Origin of the sequence: Odoribacter sp. Z80, assembly GCF_009935865.1 — a bacterium.
Taxonomy (GTDB): Bacteria; Bacteroidota; Bacteroidia; order Bacteroidales; family Marinifilaceae; genus Odoribacter.
In genome coordinates this window covers 263579-289954 of sequence record NZ_QWEL01000003.1, presented here as the reverse complement: position 1 = coordinate 289954, position 26376 = coordinate 263579, and the positions used below count along the sequence as shown (strand labels likewise).

Genomic DNA, 26376 nt, shown 5'->3' with positions numbered 1-26376 from the left:
TCAGTATATAAATGTCCCTCAAGGTACAAATTTTTTATAAACCGGCAAGCGTTTTCAGTTTTTCGGGATTTAATAATTTTATTTGGCGTCCTTTGGATTCAACCATGTTCTCAGTCTTCAATTCTGACAGGAGACGGATCACTGTTTCGGTTGCTGTACCGATAAAATTACTCAGTTCTTCACGTGTAATGTTGATTTTCAGTGTCTTATCTTTTTCGATACCGAAATCTTCTGCCAAAAGTAAGAGGATTTCAGCTAACCGTTCTTTTACGGATTTTTGAGCAATGTCACGTATATAGCGATTGGAATCACCCAGTTCTTTACAGGCTATCTGAATCATGTCATGAGCAAAATTGGAACTGTTTTTTATCAGATGCATCAGAAGTGTGTCCGGGATGTGGTAAAGTATGCTGTCCGTGTGTGTTTTGGCTGAAGTACAAGCGGGTTCATGCCGGATAATCGAACGGTAACCAAAAATATCTCCCTCCTGGTCGAATTTGATGATTTGTTCTTTACCTTCATGACCGGTCTGATAAATTTTGATGATTCCGCTGTAAACGAAATAACAACCCTTTGTCCGGGTTCCTTCTTCATAAAGAAGACTTCCTTTTGGGTAATAACAAATATTTCGGAGACTCAGCAGGCTTTTTAATTCCTCGGAAGAAAGGCTGGTGAAAGTATGTTTCAGTTTTTGGCAACACAAATCAATATCGGGTAATGTGCCTGTGCTCATTTAATGCTCTGTTTGTTGAAATTGGGTTTCTGTTACGGACATTTCATGGATGGCATTTAGGATGCCTTTTTGGTCAAATCCACATTCTGCATAAAGTTGTTCCTGGGTACCGTGTTCGATAAAACTATCGGGTATGCCTAATCTTTTAACCTGGGCCTGATAATGATGGTCGGCCATAAATTCAAGTACGGCACTGCCTAATCCTCCTTGGATGCATCCGTCTTCGAGAGTGATAATGCGGGAAAATTTATGAAATACGTCATGCAATAAGTTGATGTCAATGGGTTTTAAAAACCTCATGTCATAGAGGGCGACGTCTTGAGTTTGCATATTCTCTACAACACTCTTCGCTACATTGCCTATCGCACCGATAGACAAAATAGCTATTTTGTTGCCTTCTATCAGACACCGGCCTTTTCCTATTTCCATTTTCCGAAAAGGAGTGTGCCAATCTGTAAGGTACCCACGACCTCTGGGATAACGAATAGAAAAAGGTCCCTGATTCGGCAATTGAGCTGTGTACATCATGTTTCTTAACTCCTCTTCGTTCAGAGGAGCTGCTATGGTCATATTCGGAATGCACCGGAAATAAGCCAGGTCATAGGCTCCGTGGTGGGTGGCTCCGTCCGAACCGACAAAACCCGCCCTGTCCAGACAAAGGATGACATTCAGATTTTGTAAGGCAACATCATGGATTACCTGATCATAGGCCCTTTGCATGAACGAAGAGTAGATGTTGCAAAACGGGACAAAGCCTTTGGCAGCCAACCCTGCGGAGAAGGTGACTGCATGCTGTTCAGCAATTCCTACATCAAAACAACGTTCTGGCATTTCATGCATCATGATGTTTAAGGAGCATCCCGTAGGCATCGCAGGGGTAATCCCAATTATCTTTTTATTACTCTTCGCCAGCTCCAGTATTGTATTTCCAAAAACATCCTGAAATTTTGCCGGCAGGTTTGTATTTACCTCTTTAATCCGCTCTCCCGTCACTTTATTAAATTTCCCCGGAGCATGCCAAAGAGTTTGATGGGTTTCAGCTTCCTTGAAACCTTTACCTTTGACGGTAATGCAATGAAGGATTTTGGGACCGTTGATTGCTTTTAAATCCCGGAGTACTTTTATCAGGTGGTTTATATCATGTCCGTCAACGGGGCCGAAATAACGCATCCCCATGGCCTCAAACAAGTTGCTGCGTTTGAGTAATATGGCTTTAATACTGTTATCTATGTTTTGGATAAAATTTCTCATGCGGGGACTGATCCGGTTTAATTTTCCCAGAACATTCCAGACGTCCTCTTTGATTTTATTGTAGGTTTTTGAAGTACTGATGTCAAGCAGATATTCATTTAAACCGCCTACATTCGGGTCTATCGCCATGTTATTATCATTGAGAATGATGAGGAGATTTGAGTCATATACCCCCGCATTATTCAACGCTTCAAAAGCCATTCCTCCGGTCATGGCCCCATCTCCGATAACAGCAATGGTTTGACGATGAGTTTCTCCCTGTATTTTAGCGGCGACCGCCATTCCCAGGGCTGCAGAAATAGAGGTGGAAGAATGTCCGGTTCCGAAAGAATCGTATTCACTTTCTGCTATTTTCGGAAAACCGCTGATTCCTCCATACTGCCGTTTGTTTTTAAATTGTTCTTTCCGGCCGGTAAGGATTTTATGGGCGTAAGACTGATGACCCACATCCCAGATTAAATTGTCATAAGGAGTATTAAAAACATAGTGAAGGGCTACAGTCAGTTCAACTACCCCTAAACTGGAACCTAAATGACCGGGATTCTCTGCACAATCATCAATTATTTTGCGCCGGACTTCTTCACATAGTTGTATTAGAGAATCTTCCGGTACTTTTTTTAAATCAGTCGGGATGTTGATAGAATCAAGAATACCCATAAATTTGTTTTTTTAGTGCTTCAAGTCAGCCAAGTTAAGACAGGGAAAGATTCTTTAGTAAACAACGGTTCCTATTTTTTCGCCTTTTATTATTTTTTTCAGATTACCTTCCACATCCATGTTGAAAACAACAATCGGAAGATGGTTCTCCTTACACATGGTTGTGGCTGTTAAATCCATGACTTTTAAACCTTTCTGATAAATTTCATCATAAGTAATTTCATCGAATTTAGTTGCGGCCGGGTCTTTTTCCGGGTCGGCAGTATAAATACCGTCTACACGCGTACCTTTGAACATAGCGTCGGCTTCAATTTCTATAGCTCTCAAGCTGCTGCCCGTATCTGTGGTAAAGAAAGGATTACCGGTTCCCGCACTGAATATGGTAACGTATCCGTTTTCCAGGTATTCCACTGCTTTGGCTTTCGAATAAAATTCACCTATGGGTTCCATTCGGATTGCAGTCAGTACTTTATTTTTACAATTTTCATTATCTAAGGCCGAACTAAGGGCCAAACTATTGATGACTGTGGCTAACATTCCCATGCTATCACCTTTAACCCGGTCAAATCCTTTGGTAGTTCCGCTGAGTCCCCGGAAGATATTTCCTCCGCCAATGACGATGCCCACTTGTATTCCTGTTTCGGTGACTTCTTTGATCTGACGTGCATAGCTTTCTACCCGGGAGGCATCTATTCCGTATTTTTGATCTCCCATTAAGGATTCTCCACTGAGTTTCAGTAATATTCGATTGTATTTCATAAGTTTATTCATTATATTTAATCAAAATGAAAAATATTTCAGTTATGAAAAAGTAGAACAAAGCTAATTAATTTTACCCAATTTTGAGATGAAGTATTTGAAAATATTTCAAAACCCTTGTTCTGATTTTTTATGCTGGAAATGAATGTGCGAATGGTTTTGGTTTATTTTATAAAATTAACCCTAAGCTTTCGGGTATATTGCTGTTACTTCTTTTGTTCTGTTTACAGTACAGAATACTTTTGATAGGTACAAATTAGTGGGATGAATTCAACTGGAATAAGGTTTGGAATATGTTTGTTCAAAGGAGATCAGACTGTGATTAAGGGATGATACGGGTGACAAGGCTGTAAAACGGGAAAAGGCTGAAAGTTTTGAATCTCAAGAATAAAGTTTCTGATAATCAAGGAGGAAAATGTAAAGTGCGTTGTCAGGTTGTGGATTTAGATAGGGTACAACTACTAATCAGCAAAAAATTGTGATTAAAATACGATTATAATAGACACGGATTTTTTTAATGTATAAATTCTCTATATAAGCATATTAGGAAATACATAAGGATCAATTTTTAGGAAAGTTATTTTAGAATTGGATATGGAAAAAGAAAATTTGAATCTGAAAAGCTTAATAGTTAAATAATAGGCGAATATATTATCTATTTTATCTTTTCAGATATTCTTTATTAAAATATAAAACGGATAAAAAAGAAAAATTGAGCTAAAAATCAGAGATATGTATTATCTAATTTTTTTATAGACTTTAAATATGATAATATAGTAATCTTCAATATATTAATTTTTCAACTATTTAGCAATCTACTCCATTTTTATTCCGTATTTATTGGGGCTTTATTATGAACAAAAACAATAATATTTTGTTCATATTTTAGAGAAGTTATTTTTTTAATTAAGATAGTAATTTTACTTTTAGGAAAAGTATTTTTATTTTTTTAGATAAAAATGAATAGAAATTTTAATTTTTTATTTATCTTTTATAGGGCATAGTTACTCTTTTTATCTTATTTTTCTGAATCTGTTATATAAATTTAATTCATAAATAGAAAGTTAAAAAATGAGAATAATGAGCAGAATTATAATGGCATGGGTATTCGTAAAATGTAAAAATAGTATTATACATAACAGATAACAGAAATACCCCGTTCTTTGGGTGAGGAGAACTAAGAGATGAAAATGAAGTAGAAATTTGGCGGTATAAAACTTTAAATAAGAAGGAAGAAGAAAAGACAGGGAAAATAGAGTAGTAGACGGGATGGAGTGATTTATTGGTGAAAGCGACAAAAAAATAGAGGAGAGAAAGTCTCTCCTCTATTTTTTCATGAATTGTGAAGGGGATTAATCATTCAGAGTAAAGCGAATGAATCCAGTCACTGTTAGGTCTTTGTCGACACCGGCTAAATAAGCTTTTACGGTTTGTTTTCCGTCTTTTACAAAAGCTTGATTCAATAGGGTAGATTCCTGATAGAATTTATTCAAACGGCCTTCAGCAATTTTATCAAGCATATTTTCTGGTTTTCCTTCTTCACGTGCTTTTTCACGACCGATTTCCAGTTCATGAGCAATAACATCTTGAGGAACGTCGTTTTTGTCAACAGCAATAGGAGCCATTGCTGCTGCCTGCATCGCAACGTCTTTTTTTGCTTGAACATCGGCTTCTTTGTTGAATCCGACTACTGTTGCCAGTTTATTACCCGGGTGAATATAGGCAATGGTTGCTTCGGCTTCTACTTTGCCGTAATAAGCCAGTTCCAGTTTTTCACCGATTACACCGGTTTGTTCTGCAATTTGATCGGCAATTGAACGGCCGTCAATTTGTATAGCCATCAACTCTTCTTTAGTTGCAGGCATATTAGCAAAAGCGGCATCCAGGATTTGGCGGGTAAAGTTGATGAAGTTTTCATTCTTAGCTACGAAATCGGTTTCGCAGTTCAGACTTACCATTACTCCTTTTTTACCTTCTGCATGAGCCAGTACGCAACCTTCTTTTGCTTCCCGGTCAGCACGTTTGCTGGCTACGATAAGGCCACGTTTGCGGATGATGTCAACAGCTTTATCGAAATCGCCTTCAGCTTCCTGAAGGGCCTTTTTACAGTCCATCATTCCTGCATTAGTTGCGTGGCGCAACTTCATTACATCGGCTGCTTTTATTTCCATTTTAATTTTGATTTAGGATTTAAATTTACAATTCCGGATTTACAATAACCCGGAACTGTAAATCTGAAATCAGTTTATTCTTCAGTTGCTTCTTCAACTTCGTCTTCTGCTACTTTTTCAGCTTTGGAGGTTACCGTTTTTTTATCGGTTCCTTCTTTGTCTTTTTCAGCTTTACGTTCAGAAAGGCCTTCTTTAATAGCTTCAGCAACTTTATCCATCACCAGACTGATTGAAGTAGAGGCATCATCGTTACACGGAATAACAAAGTCAATACCATTCGGATCTGAATTGGTATCTACCATGGCAAATACCGGAATTCCCAAAGTCCGGGCTTCTTTTACGGCAATGTATTCTTTCATAACGTCAACAACAAAGAGAGCTGCCGGCAGACGTGTCAGGTCGGCAATACTTCCTAAGTTCTTGTCCAGTTTTGCACGCTGACGCGCAATTTGAAGTTTTTCTCGTTTTGAAAGATGGTCAAATGTTCCGTCTTTCTCCATCTTGTCGATGGTGGTCATTTTTTTCACTGCCTTACGGATTGTCGGGAAATTAGTCAGCATACCGCCCGGCCATCTTTCTGTAACATAAGGCATGTTAATATTGGAAATTTTTTCAGCAACAATGTCCTTAGCCTGTTTTTTTGTTGCAACAAACAGAATTTTACGACCTGATTTGGCAATTTGCTTCAGTGCAGCAGTTGCTTTGTCCAGCATAATGGCTGTTTTGTTCAGGTCTATGATGTGGATATCATTACGCTCCATAAAAATGTACGGAGCCATTTTAGGATTCCATTTACGGGTCAGGTGTCCGAAATGACAACCTGCATTTAATAATTCGTCGAAATTTGTATTTGACATTTTGATGTTTTTAAAAAGTTTACATTCTTCATTTAAGCAATTGCCAGGTAGTCCCACTGAAGGAGTCCCGCCAATTTAGATACTAAACTGAAATTAACGTTTAGAGAACTGGAATCTCTTACGTGCTTTGGGCTGACCTGGTTTCTTACGTTCCACTTCGCGGGGATCACGTGTTACGAAACCTGCTGCTCTTAATTTAGCTTTGTCTTCTGCATTGATTTCAACCAATGCTCTTGCGATACCCAGACGCAGAGCTTCTGCCTGGCCTTTGAAACCGCCACCGTCCAGATTTACCTTGATGTCATACTGACCGGTAACTCCCAACAGTTCGAGAGGTTGTTTTACAATGTACTGCAGAGTGGGTAAAGTGAAATATTCTTCCAACGGACGTTTGTTGATAGTGATATTTCCTTTTCCTTCACTTACGTAAACGCGAGCGACTGCTGCTTTTCTTCTACCGATTGCGTTAATTACTTCCATGATCTGTTAGTTTAAAGAATTTAAATCAATTACTTTAGGCTGTTGAGCTTCATGTTTGTGTGCAGCACCTGCATACAAATGAAGATTTTTCAGCACAGCTCTTCCCAGACGATTTTTTGGAAGCATACCACGAACGGCATGTTCGATTACTCTTTCCGGATGTACCTTTAATACGGCTGCCGGAGAAGTGTGACGCTGTCCTCCCGGATATCCGGTGTGACGGGTATACACTTTGTCGGTTAACTTATTTCCGGTTAACACTACTTTCTCTGCGTTGATGATGATCACATTATCACCGCAATCTTCAAACGGGGTAAAGGACGGTTTGTATTTGCCTCTTAAAAGTTTCGCAACTTTAGCGGCAAGGCGTCCCAAAACCTGATTTTCTGCATCAACAACAACCCACTCTTTTTGTGCTGTGGCTTTGTTGACATAAGTCGTTTTGTAACTTACTTGATCCACTTTTTTTAATTTTAATTAAACATCTGTTTGCCTTTTGTCGTGGGACTCTTGCAATTGACTGGAAATAAGAAAAACGCATAGTCGGGCAGACCAAAATCCTATTCCCTGAAAATGTGCCTGTAAGGTAAATGGCTAAGGTTCAACCTTGCAGTTTAAAGAGCATACCACTTCAAAATGAGGGGCAAATTTAATCAAAGTTTATTTATAATCAAACGGTTTGCCTTTAAAATATTATTTGTTTTCATGCTGTTTTTTCGAAATGGTGGTAGATTATGCAAACATCCGGAATAATGCTTTATTTTGAGTCACCTGCATTTTGTCGGGATAAATATGATTTTTAGATTTGTAAAAAAAAAATATAGGGCATTGAGATGGGAATTTATGTACATATACCTTTTTGTCGGAGTAAGTGTTTTTACTGCGGTTTTTATTCTGTAGTTTCTTTGCAATGGAAAGAGGCTTATATTGCGGCTTTGTGTCGGGAAATGGAATGGAGAAAAAATTATTTGCCAGGCAGTGGGATGGAAAGTTTGTATTTGGGTGGTGGCACTCCTTCTCTCTTAGATAAAGATGAACTTGAAATTATTGTTCATAAAATACATGAAACTTGGGTTTTGAATAGTGATGCAGAGTGTTCTATAGAGATGAATCCTGAAGATGTGTCTACGGATAAATTAAAGGTATTGAAAGAGCTTGGATTTAATCGTATAACTATTGGTATTCAATCTTTTAATGATGAACTTTTGAAACGGATAAACAGAAGGCATACTGGGAAAATGGCTGTTGAAGCGGTAGAAAGGGCAGTAAACAGCGGTTTTCAGAATGTAGGTATTGATTTAATTATTGGTTTGCCTGGTAGCCATCCGGAGAGTTTGGTTCATGACTTGGAGATATTAAATAATCTGTCTGTCTCGCATGTATCAGTATATATTTTAAGTATTGATTCAAATTCTGTTTTTGAAAAGTTAGCGAAAAAAGGGAAATTCCGGCCCTTGGATGATGATACGCTGGCCGAACAATATTTATTCGTTTGTGATTACTTGAAAAATATTGGATTTGAACATTATGAAATTTCTAATTTTGCTAAAAACTTTAAATATTCCAAACACAATACCTCCTATTGGCAACAACAATCTTATATTGGATTGGGAGCAGCAGCACATTCTTATAACGGACATTCCAGGCAATGGAATGTTGCGAATGTAAAAACCTATATTGAAAGTATAAATAATGGGATTTTATCATTTGAACAAGAGGATCTTCGTCTTGAAGATCAGTATAACGAATATTGTATGACTAATTTTCGTACCTGCTGGGGAATAGCCCCGGATGATTTGGCCCGAATGCAACCCTTTTGGTGGAGAGAAACAGAGGGAAAAATCCGGAATTATATAAGGCAGGGATTAATGAAGCCGTGTCCGGATGGGCGTATCCGGATGACTGAAAGAGGCTGGCTTTTATCTGATGCTGTTTTAGCGGAATTATTTGTTGTTTAGCCTGATATATAAATAGATAAAATCATAAAAGCAAGGAAATATTTTACTGAGTAAATAGTACAGTGAATCAAGTGCGTATAAAATTTTATGGTTTTGTTTGAAAAACGATTAAGGAGTTTTGTGGTTTAGGTGGGAGAACTTTGTTTGTGATTTGCTGGTTAATTATTACTTTTGCAATTCTGAGGAGGAGGAGGGTGAGGTGGAGATAACAAGATTAACTGTGTAAATAAAAAAAGATGAGCACAAAAAAATTGTCAGTCAAAGAACTTTTGCAATCGGATGATTGCGGTAAAGAAGTGGAAATCAGTGGTTGGGTAAGGACCAAACGGGGCAACAAACAAGTAAATTTTATTGCTTTAAATGATGGTTCGACTGTAAACAATATACAGATTGTGGTGGATATGAATCATTTTTCCGAGGAACTGATGAAAAAGGTGACTACTGGTGCTGCTATTCATGTCAGTGGAGAGTTGGTAGAAAGTGCCGGCAGTGGTCAGGCTCGCGAAATTCAGGCTTCTTCGCTGGAGGTGTTGGGTGAGGCTGATCCGGACAAATATCCGATACAGCCCAAAAAACATAGCTTGGAATTCTTGCGTGAAGTGGCCCATTTGCGTTTTCGTACGAATACTTTTGGTGCGATATTCCGGATTCGTCATGCAATGGCTTTTGCTATTCACCAGTATTTTAACCGGAATGGTTTCTTTTATTTGCATACTCCTTTAATTACGGCTTCGGATTGTGAAGGGGCGGGAGAGATGTTTCGGGTGACAACGCTGGATCCTAAAAATCCTCCTTTGACGGAAGAGGGAGATGTGGATTTCAAGCAGGATTTTTTTGGTAAAGCAACCAATTTAACGGTAAGCGGACAATTGGAAGGGGAATTAGGAGCTATGGCTTTGGGAAAGATTTATACTTTTGGTCCTACTTTCCGTGCGGAAAATTCCAATACGACCCGCCATTTGTCTGAATTCTGGATGATAGAGCCGGAGGCTGCTTTTTATGACCTGAATGACAATATGGATTTGGCCGAAGATTTTCTGAAGTATCTGATCCGATATGCTTTGGATAATTGTATGGATGATTTGAAGTTCTTGAGCGCCCGTTTGCAGGAGGAAGAGAAAAATAAGAAGGCAGAAGAACGCTCCATGGAGTTGATTGAAAAATTGAATTTCGTGTTAACGCATGATTTTGAACGGGTTTCTTATACCGATGCCATTGATATATTGAAAAACAGCAAGCCCAATAAAAACGGGAAATTTCAATATCCGGTGGATGGTTGGGGAGTGGATTTGCAGAGCGAGCACGAGCGTTATTTGGTGGAGAAGCATTTTAAGAAACCGGTTATCCTCACAGGCTATCCGAAAGAGATTAAGGCATTTTACATGAAACAGAATCCGGATGGTAAAACTGTTGCTGCCATGGATGTGCTGTTCCCTCAGATTGGGGAAATCATCGGCGGTTCCCAGCGTGAAGAGAACCTAAATAAATTGTTGAACCGAATGAAGGAAGTTGGTATTCCGGTTGAGTCCATGCAGTATTATCTGGATACCCGCCGATTCGGTTCTGCAGTTCATAGTGGATTCGGATTGGGATTTGAACGTTTGTTGCTTTTTGTGACCGGAATGGGAAATATCCGGGATGTTATTCCTTTCCCTCGTACGCCAAAGAATGCAGAGTTTTAATCGGTTATAAATCTAAAACAGGCTCAGGTGCTCAAGCAGGGTTTACAGCAGAAGTTGGGGCTGAAGATTAATCCGCTCCAGATACAGTTGATTAAACTGTTGGAACTTCCCACTTATCAGCTTGAGCAACGGATAAAGGAGGAATTGGAGCAAAATCCTCTGTTGGAAGAGGGAGAAGAGGAGCATGAATTGAGTGCAGAATCTTCCTCATTGGAAGATTCTCCGGACGAACGGGAGGAATATGAATCGGAAGAGGAAGAAGAGCGTGGTGGTGAAGATGAATTTTCCCTGGAAGATTATATGGGAGATGATGGTGATGATATTCCTGAATATCGTTTATCTTCTTCCAATGCTTCCAGAGAGGATGAAAACAGGGATTTTATTATTTCTCAGGGGGCCTCTTTCCGAGAAAGCCTGATAGCACAATTGGGGACACGTACTTTAACGGAAGAAGACCGTCATATAGCTGAATACATCATTGGGAATATGGATGATGACGGTTATTTACGGAGAGATTTAGAAAATATTGCGGATGATTTGGCATTCGGTGCCGGCATTGAAGTGTCAGAGGATAAATTATTATATCTTTTAAAGGTTATTCAGGAGTTTGAACCTGCGGGGGTGGGAGCCAGAGATTTACGGGAGTGTCTTTTGTTGCAGGTGGAACACAGGCTTGCGGAAAATCCGGATAATAAGATTTTATTATCGGCTAAAGCTGTCTTGGAGGATTGTTTTGAAGAGTTCTCCCGTAAACATTACGAGAAGATTGCCCGTAAATTGCGTTTGGAAGATGAAGAGTTGAAACAGGCAATTGACGAAATTCTGAAACTGAATCCGAAACCTGGTGGAGTGGCCGGAGATTCCTCCTTGTATGGACATGAGGCAGAAAAAATTATTCCTGATTTTATTTTGGACCTGGTAGACGGGGAATTGCAATTGAGTTTGAATACCGGAGATGTGCCGGAGTTAAGGATTAACAGGTCTTATTTGAATATGCTGGAATATTATCAGAAGAATGAATCACCTAAAAATAAAAAAGATGTAGTTTTTTTTGTGAAGTATAAGTTAAACTCTGCCCGCTCCTTTATTGATGCTGTACATCAAAGAAACAATACCTTGATGCTGACGATGACGGCTATCGTACAATTTCAGAAACATTTTTTTCTGTCGGGAGATGAGAGTATGTTGAAACCGATGATTTTAAAGGATATTGCGGATATAACCGGATTAGATGTGTCTACCGTGTCCCGGGTTTCTAACTCCAAATATGTACAGACTTGGTTTGGTATTTATGCATTGAAAGACTTTTTCTCTGGTAGTATGCAAACTACTGATGGGGAGGAAGTCAGTACGGGAGAATTGAAAAATGCGTTGAAGATATTAATAGATGAAGAGGATAAAAGGAGGCCTTTTACGGATGATGAACTGGTGGAGATGATGGGAAAGAAAGGCTATCAGATAGCCCGTCGTACTATAGCTAAATATCGTCAGATGCTGGATATTCCGGTGGCACGTTTGAGAAGAGAAATATAATTTTGATATGAGATATTTTGCCCGGGGTGTTTCTTATTTGTTACATCCTTTGTGTATGCCTGTTTATTTTCTTCTTTTTATTTTTCAGGGAGATACTGTTTTTGCTCTTATTCCTAAAAATATACAGTATTATTGTTATGCGGTGGTTGTGTTTACTTTGCTGATTATGCCTTTGGTGAGTTTACCCGTTTTCAGACATTTTCATCTGATCCGGAATTATAAATTGGAAGAGAAGCAAGAACGGGTTTATCCGATTTTAATTGCCGTTGGTTTTGCCTTTCTGGGGTTCTGGCTTTTACGTGGAGTGAGTCATACCCAAATTGTACAGCAATTGTATCTGATTTTAGTTATTTTATTGTCTTTGTTTTCCATTGTCACTTTACGTTGGAAAATGAGTATGCATATGACGGCTATTGGAGGATTGTGCGGTTTTATGCTGAGCATAGGAATGCATTATCCCGGTCAGTTGAGAGGGATTTTTATGATTGTCCTCTTGCTTTCCGGCTTATTGGGCGTTTGTCGTTTATATTTGAAAAAACATACTCCAGCCCAAGTATATGCCGGTTTTTTATTCGGATTTGGTTTTATTACCGGAATATTGTTGTGATTAATCTACTTTGTGAACCCAAATGTCCTGTCGGTCGGTGGCAATACGATATTCGTCGCGGGCAGAATTTGCTTCCGCTTCAGTAGCAAAATTTTCAATACTTACGCGGTAGCGTTGTGCCGAATGAATCAGTGTGGCAGGATAATTTTTTGCTTTTAACCGGGAAACCAGTTTTTCTGCCCTTGCTTTTTCAGCGTAACTAAAACTGGCTACAATGATATGGTACCGGGCCGAAGAGCGGGGATGTGATGGTTGGGAAACGTATGTTTTGGGTTGGCTCTGTACGGATTCTGTCTTGTGGTTGTTTTCTGTTTCGCGGACGACGGAAAGATGACTGAGATATTTGTCGGGAAGTTCTTTGTTATGACATCCTCCGAGGCAGAACAATAATATAATGAAAATGGAATTTAATTTCATGGCAGAAAATTTTGAATATACTTTCTGTGACAAATTTAATAAAAATAGATGAGTTTATTTCATGGATAAATTAATTTTGCACTGATATTCGTAATTCGTGATGGAAATATGCAGAGATTTTTTTTGTTTTTTGTATTGATATTATTGGTCGGAGCCTGTCATCATCCCCGGAATACGGTGGTTCGTATGGAGACTGATTTTGGTGTGATCCGCCTGAGGTTGTATGATGAAACCCCCATTCACCGGGATAATTTTGTAAAGCTCGTCCGGGAAGGCTATTACAAGGGTATGTTGTTTCATCGTGTTATCCACAATTTTATGATACAGGCCGGAGACCCTTCTTCCAAAGGGGCGCGTTTTGGGATGTTGTTGGGAGATAAAGATAATGGCTACACTCTGGAGGCTGAAATCCGCCCGGACTATTATCATAAGCGGGGTGCGTTGGCTGCTGCCCGTGAAAGTGATGAGGTGAATCCCGAACGGAAATCCAGCGGGTCTCATTTTTATATTGTGCAAGGTAAAGTATTTTCCGAACAAACATTGGCTCAGGAGGTGGAACGGGTGAATAACAAACGTTATACGGCTCTTTTTAATCGTTTGAAAAAACAGCGGGAAGGAGAAATTGCAAAGTATCAATTAGTCAATGACTATGAGAATCTGATGCGGGTGAACGAGGAACTTTCGGAAGCAACCCGAAGACAATTTGAAGATGTAAAGCTGAAACTTTCGGATGAACAGCGGCAAGTCTATAGTTCCATAGGAGGAGCACCTCATTTGGATGGAGAATATACTGTATTTGGTGAGGTTATAGAGGGCTTGGATGTCGTGGACCGAATTGCAGCATTGAAAGTAGACGAAAATTATCGGCCGGAAAGGGATGCCGTTATTCTGGATGTTGTGATTGAATAATTGGTTTTAAAGTAAAACAGGAGGAATACTCATGAAATATCTCTTATATTCAGTACTTTTGTTTTTAATCAGTTTCTCTGCGGGGGCTAAAAAGTATAAGCTGGTGGAAATTCAAACCAATCTGGGAGTGATTAAAGTCAGGTTATATGAAGATACGCCTAAGCATAGTGAGAATTTTTTAAAATGGGTAAAAGAAAAGCATTACGATGGTTTGCTTTTTCATCGTGTTATTCAGGATTTCATGATTCAGGGAGGAGCTTCTGATTCTAAAAATGCCCCTGAAGGGAAGATGGTTGGAATGGCGGAACTGGGATATACGATTGATGCTGAGATTTTGCCCGGACATCCTCATGTGAAAGGAGCTTTAGCTGCAGCCCGTCAAGGGGATGAGGTGAATCCGGAAAAGAAGTCTTCCGGTGAGCAGTTTTATATCGTACAAGGTAAAACCTATACAGACCAACAACTCGATTTATTGGAGCAACGACGGTTGCTTCGGGCAAGAAACAAATTGGGAGGCGAGTTGTACCAGGCAGTACAACAGGAACATCAGACTTATCTCCGCAGAGGACAGGTGCAGCAGGCTGATAGTATAGTGAAAGTAATTAATGCAAAAATTGAGGAACGATTTTCCGGTGAGAATCCGTTTCGCTTTTCTCCGGAAATCCGGGAGTTGTATAAATCGGTCGGGGGCACTCCTTTTTTGGATGGCGATTATACGGTTTTTGGTGAAGTGGTTGAAGGGTTGGATGTGCTGGACCGTATTGCTGCTCTTCCGACAGATGAGCATGACAGACCCCTTCAGGATGTGATAATTTTGGGCACTAAACTGAAAAGAAAGTGATTCTTATTACAGACTGTTTCAGTATCTTTTGTTGGATTATTCGCTTACAAATGCTTTGATTTTTAGCAGATGTACCAAAGAGTCAGTATTAGTGTAAATGCTAATATATTCTTCTTGGATTCCTTGTTTATTTTGGGTATTGTAGGTGAAATTTAATGTGCAGGAATCCTGAGGTTGAAGTAATTTTTGGGTGATGGATGCGTCGGTACAACCACAAGAAGTACCGATTTGAAATATTTTTAAAGTATCGTTACCGGTATTGTTAATCATTACATTCCCCAAATAATTTTTGTTTTTCTGTAATTCATAAAAGTTATAACAATAGGTGGATAATTGTAGTATAGGTTTTTGGGAATGTTGACATGCAGTTAGTAATAATGAAAAAGCGATAATAATTTTATACATATTTATATTAGTCAATGAGAGGTGTATCAAAACGATACACCTCTATGTTGTATTAGATTATAAATTATTGGTTGGTTTTGTTGGATCTACGGGTTTTACAGGTTCTACAGGTTCTGCGGGTTTGGTAGTGTCGGCTCAACTGGTGTTGTTGCATAGAGTGTCTGGCATTTTTCATGACATACTACGACAAGGGCTAATCTTTCTAACTCACATCCCCTTATTTCTTCCGGAGTTGTGTGTTGGTGATTCTTTTGGCAAAGCATTGCTGCTGTCTCTTGTGCTTGGGAGCAGCCTTGAAGACAGGCTTCAAGTAAAGTTGTTGTTGTCGGAGTGTCGGAATCTGCTTTTGTGGAAAGAACGGAACTTTGTAGAAAGGTGCGTTTCTGTACAGCTTTGGTCAATTCCTCTACTGTAAATTTTTGACCTTTGAAAAGATTCTCAGACAATTTGTTTATTTTCTGGATATGTTGATCGTAGTCTATATCCAGAATAGTCACCAGTTCCTCTGCGAGTGCACTGAATTTTTTCCGGTCTTTACATGTCAGGATGGTTGCACATATTTCATCTTTCCTTTTTTGTTTTTCCGGTGAAAGAGAGGTTAATGCTTGGTCGATTTTGTTAAAAAACTGATGAATTTCAGTGGAAAATAGTTAATATTCCGGTGACGCTAATAAACGATCCGCATCTGTTTGCAAATGACCGTTAGGGGGATTTGCATCTTGGCTACAGGCAAAGAACAAAGATATAGTTGTTGCCAGAGCAATTGTTAATGAAAGAAACTGTTTTTTCATAGTGAGCAATTTAGATTTTACTAAGTTTAGCTTTATAAAGATATGAATATATTTTAAATTAACAATATAAAATATTAACAATAATCGTTATAGTGGTCAAAATCATAAGTTACTGCTACTACTCAAAATGGTCAAATGCCTGTGATTTTCTTGATTTCACTGAGTTTATTCAGGGCTTCTAAGGGGGTCAGGCTATTGATATCAAGGCCGGCGATTTCGTCCCGGATTTGCATGAGCACCGGGTCATCCAACTGAAAGAAACTGAGTTGCATTCCCTCTCTTTCTGAAGCAATGTGTTCCATGTTCTTTTGGATAGTATCGTTTTTATCCCGGTTGTTTTCTAATTGTTTCAGTATTTCGTCTGCCCTTTTAATGACAGACTGGGGCAGGCCGGCCATTTTACCTACCTGTATACCAAAGGAATGGTTAGAACCTCCTTGAACCAATTTGCGCAAAAAAATCACCTTATTCCCGACTTCTTTGACAGAAACATTGTAATTCTTGATTTTTTTGAATGAGCGCTCCATTTCGTTCAGTTCGTGATAGTGTGTGGCAAATAAGGTTTTTGCCCGGTATTTGGGATGTTCGTGCAGATATTCGACAATGGCCCATGCGATGGAAATGCCGTCATAGGTGGAGGTTCCGCGTCCCAGTTCGTCAAACAACACTAAACTGCGGTCTGAAATATTATTCAGGATATTGGCTGCTTCGTTCATCTCGACCATAAAAGTGGATTCTCCCTGTGAAATATTGTCGGAGGCTCCTACGCGTGTGAAAATTTTATCAACATATCCGATTGTAGCCGTTTCTGCGGGGACAAAACAGCCTGCCTGTGCCATAATAACAATGAGTGCCGTTTGGCGGAGAAGGGCTGATTTACCCGCCATATTAGGACCTGTGATAATGATAATCTGCTGTTTTTGGCTGTCTAAATAGACATTATTGGAAATATATTCTTCTCCCGGGGGCAGTTGCTTTTCAATGACCGGATGGCGTCCTTCGTGAACATCAATCACATCGGAGTCATTCAGAACGGGCCGATGATAATGATTAGCCATGGAGATTGCTGCAAAAGATATCAATACATCTATGGCGGCCAAGATTTTAGCATTGGCTTGCAGAGGACGGATATAATGGGCTGCTTCTTGCAGCAAAGCATTATAAAGTTCGGTTTCAATGGTCAGGATTCTGTCTTCTGCTCCTAAAATTTTGTCCTCGTATTCTTTCAATTCGGGAGTAATATACCGTTCTCCGTTGACAAGTGTCTGTTTTCGTATCCAAGTGTCGGGAGCTTTATCTTTGTGTGCTTTAGTAACTTCTATGTAGTAACCGAATACGTTGTTGAAACCGATTTTTAAGGAAGGAATACCGGTTGCCTCTATTTCTCTTTGCTGGATTTCGAGCAATTTTTCTTTCCCGTGACTGGAAATATGACGCAATTCGTCCAGCTCGGCATTTACTCCTTCGGCTATGACATTTCCTTTATTGACCTGGTGGGGAGCATTTTCCTGTAACTGTTTATTGATTTTGTCAAATAAAGCCGTACAGGGGTCCAGGTTTTCTACCATTTTTTCCAGGATAGGGGTTGCAGTTTGCTGACATTGGTTTTTCAGGGGGACAATACACGAAAGTGCTGTTTTAAGCTGGTTCATTTCGCGGGGTGTAATGCGGGCTACTCCGATTTTGGAGGCCAATCGTTCCAGGTCGCCAATGTTTTCCAGAAGGCTTTCAATTTCCAGACGTTCTTTTTCGTGTTGGATAAAGCAGTCAACAACGTCCAGACGCTGATTAATTTCTTCCGGAGATTTTAAAGGCATACAAATCCAGCGACGCAGGGTACGTCCTCCCATGGGAGTGATGGTCCGGTCGATGATATCCACCAACGAGCGTCCTTCTTCGTAAGTGGAGTGCAAAAGTTCTAAATTGCGCAGCGTGAATTTATCCAGTAAAACACAATGTGATTCATCAATTCGGGCGATAGAGGTGAGGTGCGAAATCATATCGTGTTTGGTCATCTCCAGATAGCTGAGGACGGCTCCGGCAGCGGAAATGCCACAACCCATTTTTTCTATGCCGAACCCTTTCAGGGAGTTTACCTCAAAGTGTTTCATCAGACGATCGGCAGCTGCATCCCGTTCAAAAAACCATTCTTCAATGGGGTAGATGTAGAATTTATTTCCGAAGAGTTCATGAAAACGGTTTTCCTCGCCTTTGGGATAAATGATTTCTTTAGGTTGGAAACTGTTCAGCAATTTATCTATGGTGGCATGGCTACCTTCAGTGACCAGGAATTCACCGGTAGAGAGATCCAGGAGGGACAATCCTGCCTCTGTTTTGTTGAAATACACAGAAGCCAGAAAAACATTGCTTCGGGTATCTGTTGTATATTCGCTGTAAGATACTCCGGGGGTGACCAGTTCAATCACTCCTCTTTTTACCAGAAATTTTGTTTTTTTAGGATCTTCCAATTGTTCACAAATGGCAACCCGTTGTCCTGCCCGGATTAATTTAGGGAGGTAGGTATCTATGGCATGGTGAGGGAAACCGGCCAATTCGACGGTACCTGGCGAACCGGATGAACGTTTCGTCAATGTAATTCCCAGAATTTTTGCTGTAAGGATGGCATCTTCTCCGAAAGTTTCATAAAAGTCCCCCATCCGGTAAAGTAAAATAGCATCCGGATATTTGGCTTTTGTTGCATAATATTGCTTCATCAACGGGGTTTCGTTGCCTTCTTTTTTAGCCATATTTTTTCTTATTTGTTATGTTTTGTTATCTTTTTCCCACGGAAATTATTTGTAACTATCTTTGTACCTGTACGAAATAATTTCATTTTTATAGTTTACCACAACTGCTTTCAAAGATAAATAATTTCGGGGAGAAAAGTTTAAAACCTCGCAAACATTGTGTAATTTTGTTTCCATGAACGTAGAAGAATTAACGGAATATTGCCAGTCTTTAAAAGAGGTGACAACGGAGATTTTATGGGAAAATGTGCTGGTATTTAAGGTGGGGGGGAAAATGTTTTGCTTTGTTCCGTTGGATGAGAGTTTGAGGATGAATTTGAAATGTGCTCCGGATGAAGCGGTCGAATTGCGTGAAAGGTTTGCTTCAGTATTACCGGGATTTCATATGAACAAAAAATATTGGAATACCGTATTAATAGATGGTTCTGTAAGCGACCATATGCTTCGGGACTGGATTAAGAAATCGTATGAGCTGGTAGTCTGTAAATTGTCTCAGGTTGCACGGAAGAATCTGGGTTTATAACTCACAGGATGTGATAAAAAATAATCAAAATAATGGATAATATAGCGAAAATTTTAACGGCTTATAATTGTGTCAATCTGGATGAAAGAATTCAGTTTGAGTTGGATGGTGTTGTTGAGAAGGAAATAAAGCAGGTTTATTGTGCTGAGAATCTGGAATTTTGTCTTTCCTGCATAGATTATACAACTTTGAAGTTGACGGACACGGAGAAATCAGTAAAGGTTTTTGTGACAGAATTATTGAAAAAGTTGAAAAAATTCAATCTGAGGGAAGTAGCTGCTGTATGTGTATTTCCGAACTTTGCCAGAGTGGTGCGGGAGGCTTTACAAGAGACCGGAATACAGACTGCAGTGGTTGCCGGAAATTTTCCGAGTTCTCAGACTTTCACGGAAATAAAGTTGGCTGAGTGTAAAATGGCGATAAGTGCCGGAGCCCAGGAAGTGGATGTTGTTATTTCTGTGGGAGATATGCTGGAGAAGAATTATGAGAAAGTATTCCGTGAGTTGAAGGCCATCCGTAAAGTTTGCGAGACGGTTCGTTTAAAGGTAATTTTGGAAACCGGAGAACTCAAAGATGTTGAAACCATATTTTATGCTTCTTTGATTGCTGCATATGCTGGTGCTGATTTTATAAAAACCTCAACAGGTAAAGTGCCTGTCAATGCGACTCCTGAATCGGTATACGTGATGTGTGAGGCCATTAAGCAATATTTTGCCCAGACAGGCCGACGGGTAGGGTTGAAGGTTGCCGGAGGAGTATCTAAAGCGCAGAATGCGATTCGCTATGTGACTATTGTAAACCATGTTCTGGGAAGCGAATGGCTTACTCCTTATTATTTTCGTATCGGTGCTTCGATGCTTATGGATGATGTCGTGAAGGAAATCAAAGCACTGAAAATGAAAGTGGAATGATTTGATTATACTTTAATTTCCAGTTTATTCTCGTCAATATCCTCTTCTTCATTAAAAATTTGCAATAACGGTTCTGCGCGGAAAGTCCGTTTGGTAATGCTGTGTTCCATAGTTAGCAATAAAGAGGGGAGCAAAAGCAGATTAGCGAGCATTGCACCAAACAATGTAATGGAAGTCAATAAACCTAAAGCAAATGTACCTCCGAAACTTGACAGGCAGAAAATGCTGAAACCGAAAAACAATATGATGGAGGTGTAAATCATACTCTGGCCTGTTTCTTGCAGGGCGAGGACGACGGACGATCGTATGCTCCAGTTTGTGGCTTGCAATTCCTGACGGTATTTGGCCAGATAGTGAATCGTATTGTCTACGGAAATACCGAATGCGACGCTGAATACAAGGATGGTGGAGGCTTTGATGGGAATGCCGATATAGCCCATAATGGCAGCTGTAATAATCTGAGGGATTACATTGGGTAGCAGAGCTATGAATACCATCCGTTTGCTTTTAAACATCCAGGCCATAAATCCTGCTATCAGTATGATGGCCAATGCCAGGGAAGAGAAAAGATTACGAAGCAGGTATTGGTTGCCTTTGAAGAAGATGATACTGGAACCCGTCACACTGATTTTATGTTTATCTTCCGGAAAAATGCGGGTGATGGTTTGATATAAGGAATCTTCTTTGGCTTCCATTTTTTTTGTACCGATATCTTTTACCCGGAAACTTAGTCTCACTTCCCTTAAGGTTGAATCTACGAATGATTTTGCCATGTCACTCATTCCTCCGGTTGATTCCATGACATATTTCATGATGAAATTTTTAGTCATATTATTGGGAAGTTTGTAATAAGCAGCCTTGCCGTTGTAATAAGCCTGGTTGGCAAATTTAGCAGCTTCGACTACGGACAACGCTTTAGAAAGGTCCGGGTCTTGAGACAATTCTTTGTCCAATAGGTCCAGTTTTTCCAAGTTGCTGAGTTTAAATACCTGGTTGGGTTTACCGAAATCAATGGTGATTTCCAATGGCATTAAACCGTCGAAATTTGATTCAAAAAAAGCCAGGTCCTGCCGGATGGGATCGGTATCTTTCAGGTCATCAACCATATAACCGGTTGTTTTCATTTGGGTAATGCCGTAAATTCCTGCCAAGACAAGGATGGCAGTGATGTAATATATTGTATGGCGTTTATTGATAACCCAATAGATTATTTTTTCAATGATATGATTTATGAAAGGATTGTACAGGTGTTTGGTTTGTTTTGTGTCGGGCACTGGCAGATAACTGAAAACTGTCGGAATCAGAATCAGGCAAATCAGAAAAACGCAGGTGATACTGATAAAAGCGATTAATCCGAACTCAACCAAAATCCGGCTGGAAGTAATGATGAAAGTGGCAAAGCCTGCAGCAGTTGTGAGATTGGAGAGCAACGAGGCGTTACCCACTTTTTGTATCATCCGTTGTAAGGCTTTGATTTTGTTACCGTGCCGGACATATTCTGTATGATATTTATTAACCATGTATACGCAATTCGGTATACCTATAACAATCAGCAAGGGGGGAAGCATGGCCGTTAACAGGGTAATTTTAATTCCTAAAATAGCCATGAAACCGATAGCCCAGATGACACTAAGCCCGATGATGCCCACACAAAAACCCACAATCCGGAAAGAACGGAAAAACAGATATAAAATGATGGCAGTGATAAGGAGGGATAATGCTATGAACATATACATTTCCCCTTTTATGTTTTCAGCATTGATAACCCGTATGTAAGGCATACCGGAATAATGCATTTTCAGGTGATGTTTTCCGGTAAACTGTTCTGTTATTTTCAGTACGTCCTGAACCAGTTTTACCCGTGCCGGAGAATTCATGACTTCTGCCGATACGGTAATCATCATATTATAAGTATGTTTTTGCTTATTAAGCAATAGTCCGTCGTAAAAAGGCAGATTCTCAGCGATGAAGGAGAGGCTGTCCAGCTCTGCTTTTGAAGAAATATGATGGGGAAAGATAGGCTGTATTTCGAATTTTTTTAGCTCTGTATTTTTATGTAGGTTGAAAGTATGGGTAATTGACATTAAAGCCGTTACCCCTTTCAGGGCTTTGATGTTATTGCCCATCGCTATCCAGTCATTGATTTTTGCGAGGTCGTAAAAATTAGAATCCTGAATGGCGAAGACCATAATATTTCCTTCCTGGCCGAAAGTTTCCCGGAATTTGGCATAATCCAGATAGGCTGTGTCAGTTTTGGGTAATAGGTCAGCACTTTCATAGGACATCTGGATATGTCTGGCCTGAAATCCCATAAAAACAGTACCGAGTAAAACGCCTGTGATGAAAGCAATCCGGTTACGGAGTATGATCCCTGCTATCTTTGTCCACATATTATTAATTATAAAGTGTGTTATGAACACACTGGAAGCGTTGATTGCATGTTGCGGACAAATTTAGCAAGAATATTCAAAGCTATTGAATTTTAGTATTGTTTTTGTGTCTTTTTCCGTCTCTCGTCGTTTTTTTTGCAAAATTTTCTTCCATAGCCTGGGTCAAATCCACACCGGTTTGGTTGGCCAGGCAGGTTAATACCCAGAGTACATCTGCCATTTCGTCTGCCAGATTCTCTTTTTCTCCGGCTTTAAAAGATTGTTCTCCATATTTTCTGGCCATAATCCGTGCCAGTTCCCCAACTTCTTCAGTCAGAATAGCCATATTGGTCAGTTCGTTAAAGTAACGGACACCGTATTCTTTTATCCAATGATCTACTTTTTCCTGTAATTCTTTAATTTCCATCTGAATTTAATTTCGGTTTTTAGAGTCTATGAGAATGGTCACCGGGCCGTCGTTTGTTAATGCTACTTTCATGTCGGCGCCGAAGATGCCGGATTTTATCTCCTTTTGCATAGCTTCGCCTAATGCTGTCAGGAAATCTTCATAAATAGGAACGGAGATATTCGGTGGGGCGGCATCAATATAGGAAGGGCGGTTTCCCTTTTTAGTTCGTGCCATAAGGGTGAATTGACTAACGGCCAAAATTTCTCCGCCAGTTTCTAATACAGAACGGTTCATTACCCCGTTTTCATCGTTGAAAATCCGTAAATTACAAATTTTTCCGGTTAACCATTGGATATCTTCTGCGGTGTCATCAGCCTGTATGCCGATAAATATCAGCATGCCTGGTCCGATGCAAGAATGAATTTGTCCTTTTACACTGACGCTGGCTTCCAGGACGCGTTGAATAACTATTTTCATTTTTATAATTTTAGTACAAAGATATTTATTTGCTTATATTTATAGAGGTAATTTTGGAACTCAATATAATTTACTGTACTTTTGCATGCATATTTGGTTGCGTAGTTCAATGGATAGAACGGAAGTTTCCTAAACTTTAAATTCGGGTTCGATTCCCGGCGCGACTACAAAAAATGGAATGCAGGTTTTACTTGCATTCCATTTCTTATTTTTGTAAGTGTTCAGATATATAAATACTTCAATCTTAAGTTCTGTTTTCTATAAACAACAATGATTTTGTCCATTGTAATCTTTGCCGACTTCTCCCTGATATTCAGGATGGCGTTGTAGCCAGACTATGGCATAGGAGCATGTTGCTATGCATTTTAAATGATGTTCTAAGGCATAGTCGTAAGCGGCTTTTACCAACTGAGCGGCAATACCCCGGCCTGAAATCGGAGGTGGAACTATGGTATGGCGAATGTCCAGTGCACCGTTTTCAATGCGGTAACTGACATAAGCGGTGTAGCCCTCTGTTTCTGTGATGAATTTATGGTTTTCTATATTGTGAATAATTTCCATGACTGAATGTTTCTACGAAGATATGGAATCATTTTAAATTTATGGTATATTTGTCTTATAGATAATGTATATTTTAGAATAAAAAGTTGATTATGGAAAATTTTGTATTTCAGAATCCTACAAAGATAATTTTTGGTAAAGGAATGATAGCACGGATTGCCAAAGAGATTCCGGAAGGAAAGAAAGTGATGGTTACTTTCGGAGGAGGGAGTGTAAAGAAGAACGGAGTGTATGAGCAGGTAAGACAAGCATTGGAAGGACGTGATTTTATCGAATTCTGGGGGATAGAATCCAATCCTGCCATAGAGACCTTACGGAAAGCGATTCAGTTGGGAAAAGAGCATAGGGTTGATTTCTTGCTGGCAGTAGGTGGGGGTTCTGTTTTGGATGGAACTAAGCTGATTTCGGCCGGTTTACTTTACGAAGGGGATGCTTGGGAGTTGGTTTTGAAGGGGGAAATGACTCGTACCATACCGATGGGTGCTGTGCTGACTCTGCCGGCTACCGGTTCGGAAATGAACCGGGGGGCTGTTATTTCCCGGAAAGAGACTGCGGAAAAATATCCTTTTTATTCGAATTATCCGGTTTTTTCTGTCCTTGACCCGGCAGTAACCGCAACTTTACCTCCTTATCAGGTTGCTTGTGGTATTGCTGATACTTTTATTCATGTTATGGAGCAGTATATGACGATTCCCGGGCAGTCCCGTTTGATGGACCGTTGGGCGGAGGGAATTATACATACGTTGGTAGAGATTGCTCCGAAAATTGTAGAAAAACAGGATAATTATGACCTGATGGCGGATTTTATGCTGAGTGCGACGATGGGGTTGAATGGGTTTATTGCTTTGGGAGTTCGGCAGGATTGGGCGACACACATGATAGGTCATGAATTGACTGCTTTACATGGTTTGACTCATGGGGCAACCCTGACCATTGTGTTGCCGGGTTTATGGAGGACCCTGAAATCCAAGAAACAGGCTAAACTATTGCAATACGGTGAGCGGATTTGGGGAATTACGGAAGGTTCTGAAGAGGAAAGGGTAAATAGTGCGATTGAGAAAACCGAGGCGTTCTTCCGTAGTCTGGGATTACCTACCCGCTTGGGGGATGTTCAAATCGGAGACGATACTATATTGGAGATAGAACGGCGCTTCAATGAACGTAAGGTCGGTTTTGGGGAAGATGGAGATGTTACTGGCGTACTTGCACGGGAAATTCTGGAACATTGTAAATAAAAGATATTCTTTGTTATCGGTCCCTATTGAAAAATGTAGTTCTTTCCGCTGTTTTTACAGCTTCTTTTGTTAATTTAGCACCTTACTAAATTAACAGGAGAAGTTATGTATACGATTGAACAACTCAGGGATATTATCAGAATTGAATTGGAAAAACAGGAATATGTAGAAGAACCTTATTCTTTGTTTGAACCCATTCAATACATTATGGAAGATGGAGGCAAGCGTTTGCGTCCTGTTCTGGCTTTACTGGCTTATAACCTTTACCGGGATGATGTTGAGAAAGCTTTAAAATCGGCTATTGGCATAGAAATCTTTCACAATTATACTTTATTGCATGATGATGTAATGGACGATGCCGAATTGCGGCGCGGCCGCCAGACTGTTCACAAAAAATGGAATAGTAATGTGGCTATTTTAAGCGGAGATGCTGCTGCAATTACTGCCTATAAGTATATAGAGACCTGTGAAGACCGTTATTTACGCCGGGTGATCGATGGTTTCAATCAGGTGGCGATGGATGTATGCAAAGGACAGCAGTATGATATGGAGTTTGAGGATAGAGAAGATGTTGCGGAGGAAGAGTATATCCAGATGATTTATCTGAAAACTGCAGTATTGATTGCGGGTAGTATGCGGCATGGGGCTTTGATTGCCGGTGCGCCGGAACATGAGTATAAGGCTTTGTATGATTTCGGAGGGTATCTGGGACTGGTTTTTCAGTTGCAGGATGATTATTTGGATGTGTATGGGGATGTGGAAGAGTTTGGAAAGAAAATAGGTGGTGACATTTTGTGTAACAAGAAAACTTATCTTTTGATTAAGGCATTGGAGTTGGCAGAAGGAAAGGATAAAATTTCGTTGAAAAATTGGATGAAAAAAGAAAATTTTGATCCGGTTCAGAAAATAAAAGAAGTGACTGAAATTTATAATCGGGCAGGAATAAAAGAAGTTGTAAAAGCCAAAATAGACACTTATCTGGAAAAAAGCCGTCTGGCTTTACAGAAGGTTGATGTACCGGAAGAGCGTAAAAAGTGTTTTTATGAAATGATTGATTATATTGGGGAGCGTAAAAAATAAAAATAACGATGGA

At 39.8% G+C, this 26376-nt stretch carries 26 protein-coding genes and 1 tRNA gene; 11 read left to right on the top strand and 16 right to left on the bottom strand.

Going from position 1 to position 26376, the window contains the following annotated elements; genetic code table 11:
- Positions 1–34: 34 nt before the first annotated feature.
- The 7 genes from D1136_RS04795 to rplM form a co-directional block, all read right to left on the bottom strand.
- Complete coding sequence (locus D1136_RS04795) at positions 35–733, bottom strand: Crp/Fnr family transcriptional regulator (RefSeq protein ID WP_161876487.1); 699 nt, start codon at positions 731–733, stop codon at positions 35–37.
- Entirely contained in the window at positions 734–2641 is a 1908-nt protein-coding gene (dxs, locus tag D1136_RS04790) for a 1-deoxy-D-xylulose-5-phosphate synthase (protein WP_161876486.1), read from the bottom strand.
- Positions 2642–2695: 54 nt separating this feature from the next.
- A complete protein-coding gene (pyrH, locus tag D1136_RS04785) occupies positions 2696–3400 on the bottom strand; it encodes a UMP kinase (protein ID WP_237566988.1) in 705 nt (234 codons plus the stop codon).
- Positions 3401–4752: 1352 nt separating this feature from the next.
- Entirely contained in the window at positions 4753–5571 is an 819-nt protein-coding gene (gene tsf, locus D1136_RS04780; protein ID WP_161876484.1) for a translation elongation factor Ts, read from the bottom strand.
- 74 nt (positions 5572–5645) lie between these two features.
- The gene (gene rpsB, locus D1136_RS04775; RefSeq protein ID WP_161876483.1) at positions 5646–6428 is read right to left on the bottom strand and encodes a 30S ribosomal protein S2; all 783 of its coding nucleotides are present in this window, start codon (positions 6426–6428) and stop codon (positions 5646–5648) included.
- A gap of 93 nt (positions 6429–6521) precedes the next feature.
- The gene (gene rpsI / locus D1136_RS04770; protein WP_161876482.1) at positions 6522–6908 is read right to left on the bottom strand and encodes a 30S ribosomal protein S9; all 387 of its coding nucleotides are present in this window, start codon (positions 6906–6908) and stop codon (positions 6522–6524) included.
- A 6-nt stretch (positions 6909–6914) separates the two neighbouring features.
- Positions 6915–7370 carry a 50S ribosomal protein L13 gene (rplM, locus tag D1136_RS04765; RefSeq protein WP_161876481.1) on the bottom strand — a complete coding sequence of 152 codons (456 nt, stop codon included), beginning with the start codon at positions 7368–7370 and terminating at the stop codon, positions 6915–6917.
- Between the two features lie 371 nt (positions 7371–7741).
- Between rplM and hemW the strand changes: the two genes are divergently transcribed.
- From hemW to D1136_RS04745, 4 genes are all read left to right on the top strand, one after another.
- Complete coding sequence (gene hemW, locus D1136_RS04760; protein WP_161876480.1) at positions 7742–8866, top strand: radical SAM family heme chaperone HemW; 1125 nt, start codon at positions 7742–7744, stop codon at positions 8864–8866.
- 236 nt (positions 8867–9102) lie between these two features.
- Positions 9103–10548 (top strand): asparagine--tRNA ligase, encoded by a 1446-nt coding sequence (asnS, locus tag D1136_RS04755; RefSeq protein ID WP_161876479.1) that lies wholly within the window; start codon positions 9103–9105, stop codon positions 10546–10548.
- Positions 10549–10575: 27 nt separating this feature from the next.
- Positions 10576–12081 (top strand): RNA polymerase factor sigma-54, encoded by a 1506-nt coding sequence (gene rpoN / locus D1136_RS04750; RefSeq protein WP_161876478.1) that lies wholly within the window; start codon positions 10576–10578, stop codon positions 12079–12081.
- A 7-nt stretch (positions 12082–12088) separates the two neighbouring features.
- Positions 12089–12688: a PAP2 family protein gene (locus D1136_RS04745; protein WP_161876477.1), complete on the top strand. Its 600-nt coding sequence runs from the start codon at positions 12089–12091 to the stop codon at positions 12686–12688.
- Here D1136_RS04745 and D1136_RS04740 read toward each other — a convergent pair whose 3' ends face one another.
- Complete coding sequence (locus tag D1136_RS04740; protein ID WP_161876476.1) at positions 12689–13105, bottom strand: SPOR domain-containing protein; 417 nt, start codon at positions 13103–13105, stop codon at positions 12689–12691.
- 108 nt (positions 13106–13213) lie between these two features.
- Here D1136_RS04740 and D1136_RS04735 point away from each other — a divergent pair, with 108 nt between their 5' ends.
- Both D1136_RS04735 and D1136_RS04730 read left to right on the top strand, forming a co-directional pair.
- Positions 13214–14014 carry a peptidylprolyl isomerase gene (locus D1136_RS04735; RefSeq protein ID WP_161876475.1) on the top strand — a complete coding sequence of 267 codons (801 nt, stop codon included), beginning with the start codon at positions 13214–13216 and terminating at the stop codon, positions 14012–14014.
- 31 nt (positions 14015–14045) lie between these two features.
- Positions 14046–14855 (top strand): peptidylprolyl isomerase, encoded by an 810-nt coding sequence (locus tag D1136_RS04730; RefSeq protein ID WP_161876474.1) that lies wholly within the window; start codon positions 14046–14048, stop codon positions 14853–14855.
- Between the two features lie 36 nt (positions 14856–14891).
- On the opposite strand, the gene D1136_RS04725 is transcribed toward D1136_RS04730, so the two are convergent.
- From D1136_RS04725 to mutS, 4 genes are all read right to left on the bottom strand, one after another.
- Positions 14892–15260: a DUF1573 domain-containing protein gene (locus D1136_RS04725; protein WP_161876473.1), complete on the bottom strand. Its 369-nt coding sequence runs from the start codon at positions 15258–15260 to the stop codon at positions 14892–14894.
- Between the two features lie 104 nt (positions 15261–15364).
- Positions 15365–15757 carry a hypothetical protein gene (locus D1136_RS04720; RefSeq protein ID WP_161876472.1) on the bottom strand — a complete coding sequence of 131 codons (393 nt, stop codon included), beginning with the start codon at positions 15755–15757 and terminating at the stop codon, positions 15365–15367.
- A 153-nt stretch (positions 15758–15910) separates the two neighbouring features.
- Positions 15911–16051 carry a hypothetical protein gene (locus D1136_RS04715; protein ID WP_161876471.1) on the bottom strand — a complete coding sequence of 47 codons (141 nt, stop codon included), beginning with the start codon at positions 16049–16051 and terminating at the stop codon, positions 15911–15913.
- A gap of 131 nt (positions 16052–16182) precedes the next feature.
- The gene (gene mutS / locus D1136_RS04710; protein ID WP_161876470.1) at positions 16183–18798 is read right to left on the bottom strand and encodes a DNA mismatch repair protein MutS; all 2616 of its coding nucleotides are present in this window, start codon (positions 18796–18798) and stop codon (positions 16183–16185) included.
- A 175-nt stretch (positions 18799–18973) separates the two neighbouring features.
- Here mutS and D1136_RS04705 point away from each other — a divergent pair, with 175 nt between their 5' ends.
- Together D1136_RS04705 and deoC are read left to right on the top strand one after the other, a co-directional pair.
- Positions 18974–19321 (top strand): MmcQ/YjbR family DNA-binding protein, encoded by a 348-nt coding sequence (locus D1136_RS04705; RefSeq protein WP_161876469.1) that lies wholly within the window; start codon positions 18974–18976, stop codon positions 19319–19321.
- A gap of 32 nt (positions 19322–19353) precedes the next feature.
- On the top strand, positions 19354–20232 hold the full coding sequence (gene deoC / locus D1136_RS04700) for a deoxyribose-phosphate aldolase (RefSeq protein ID WP_161876468.1): 879 nt from the start codon (positions 19354–19356) through the stop codon (positions 20230–20232).
- 5 nt (positions 20233–20237) lie between these two features.
- On the opposite strand, the gene D1136_RS04695 is transcribed toward deoC, so the two are convergent.
- The 3 genes from D1136_RS04695 to dtd all read right to left on the bottom strand — a co-directional run bounded on the left by D1136_RS04695 (position 20238) and on the right by dtd (position 23487).
- On the bottom strand, positions 20238–22622 hold the full coding sequence (locus D1136_RS04695; protein WP_161876467.1) for an RND family transporter: 2385 nt from the start codon (positions 22620–22622) through the stop codon (positions 20238–20240).
- Between the two features lie 82 nt (positions 22623–22704).
- On the bottom strand, positions 22705–23028 hold the full coding sequence (locus D1136_RS04690) for a nucleotide pyrophosphohydrolase (RefSeq protein WP_161876466.1): 324 nt from the start codon (positions 23026–23028) through the stop codon (positions 22705–22707).
- Positions 23029–23034: 6 nt separating this feature from the next.
- Positions 23035–23487 (bottom strand): D-aminoacyl-tRNA deacylase, encoded by a 453-nt coding sequence (dtd, locus tag D1136_RS04685; RefSeq protein WP_161876465.1) that lies wholly within the window; start codon positions 23485–23487, stop codon positions 23035–23037.
- 95 nt (positions 23488–23582) lie between these two features.
- Between dtd and D1136_RS04680 the strand changes: the two genes are divergently transcribed.
- Positions 23583–23654: transfer RNA gene (locus D1136_RS04680), tRNA-Arg, on the top strand.
- Between the two features lie 91 nt (positions 23655–23745).
- Here the strand turns inward: D1136_RS04680 and D1136_RS04675 are convergent.
- Positions 23746–24048: a GNAT family N-acetyltransferase gene (locus D1136_RS04675; protein WP_161876464.1), complete on the bottom strand. Its 303-nt coding sequence runs from the start codon at positions 24046–24048 to the stop codon at positions 23746–23748.
- A gap of 92 nt (positions 24049–24140) precedes the next feature.
- Here D1136_RS04675 and D1136_RS04670 point away from each other — a divergent pair, with 92 nt between their 5' ends.
- Both D1136_RS04670 and D1136_RS04665 read left to right on the top strand, forming a co-directional pair.
- On the top strand, positions 24141–25283 hold the full coding sequence (locus D1136_RS04670) for an iron-containing alcohol dehydrogenase (protein WP_161876463.1): 1143 nt from the start codon (positions 24141–24143) through the stop codon (positions 25281–25283).
- Positions 25284–25388: 105 nt separating this feature from the next.
- A complete protein-coding gene (locus tag D1136_RS04665; RefSeq protein ID WP_161876462.1) occupies positions 25389–26363 on the top strand; it encodes a polyprenyl synthetase family protein in 975 nt (324 codons plus the stop codon).
- The last annotated feature ends 13 nt before the right edge of the window (positions 26364–26376 follow it).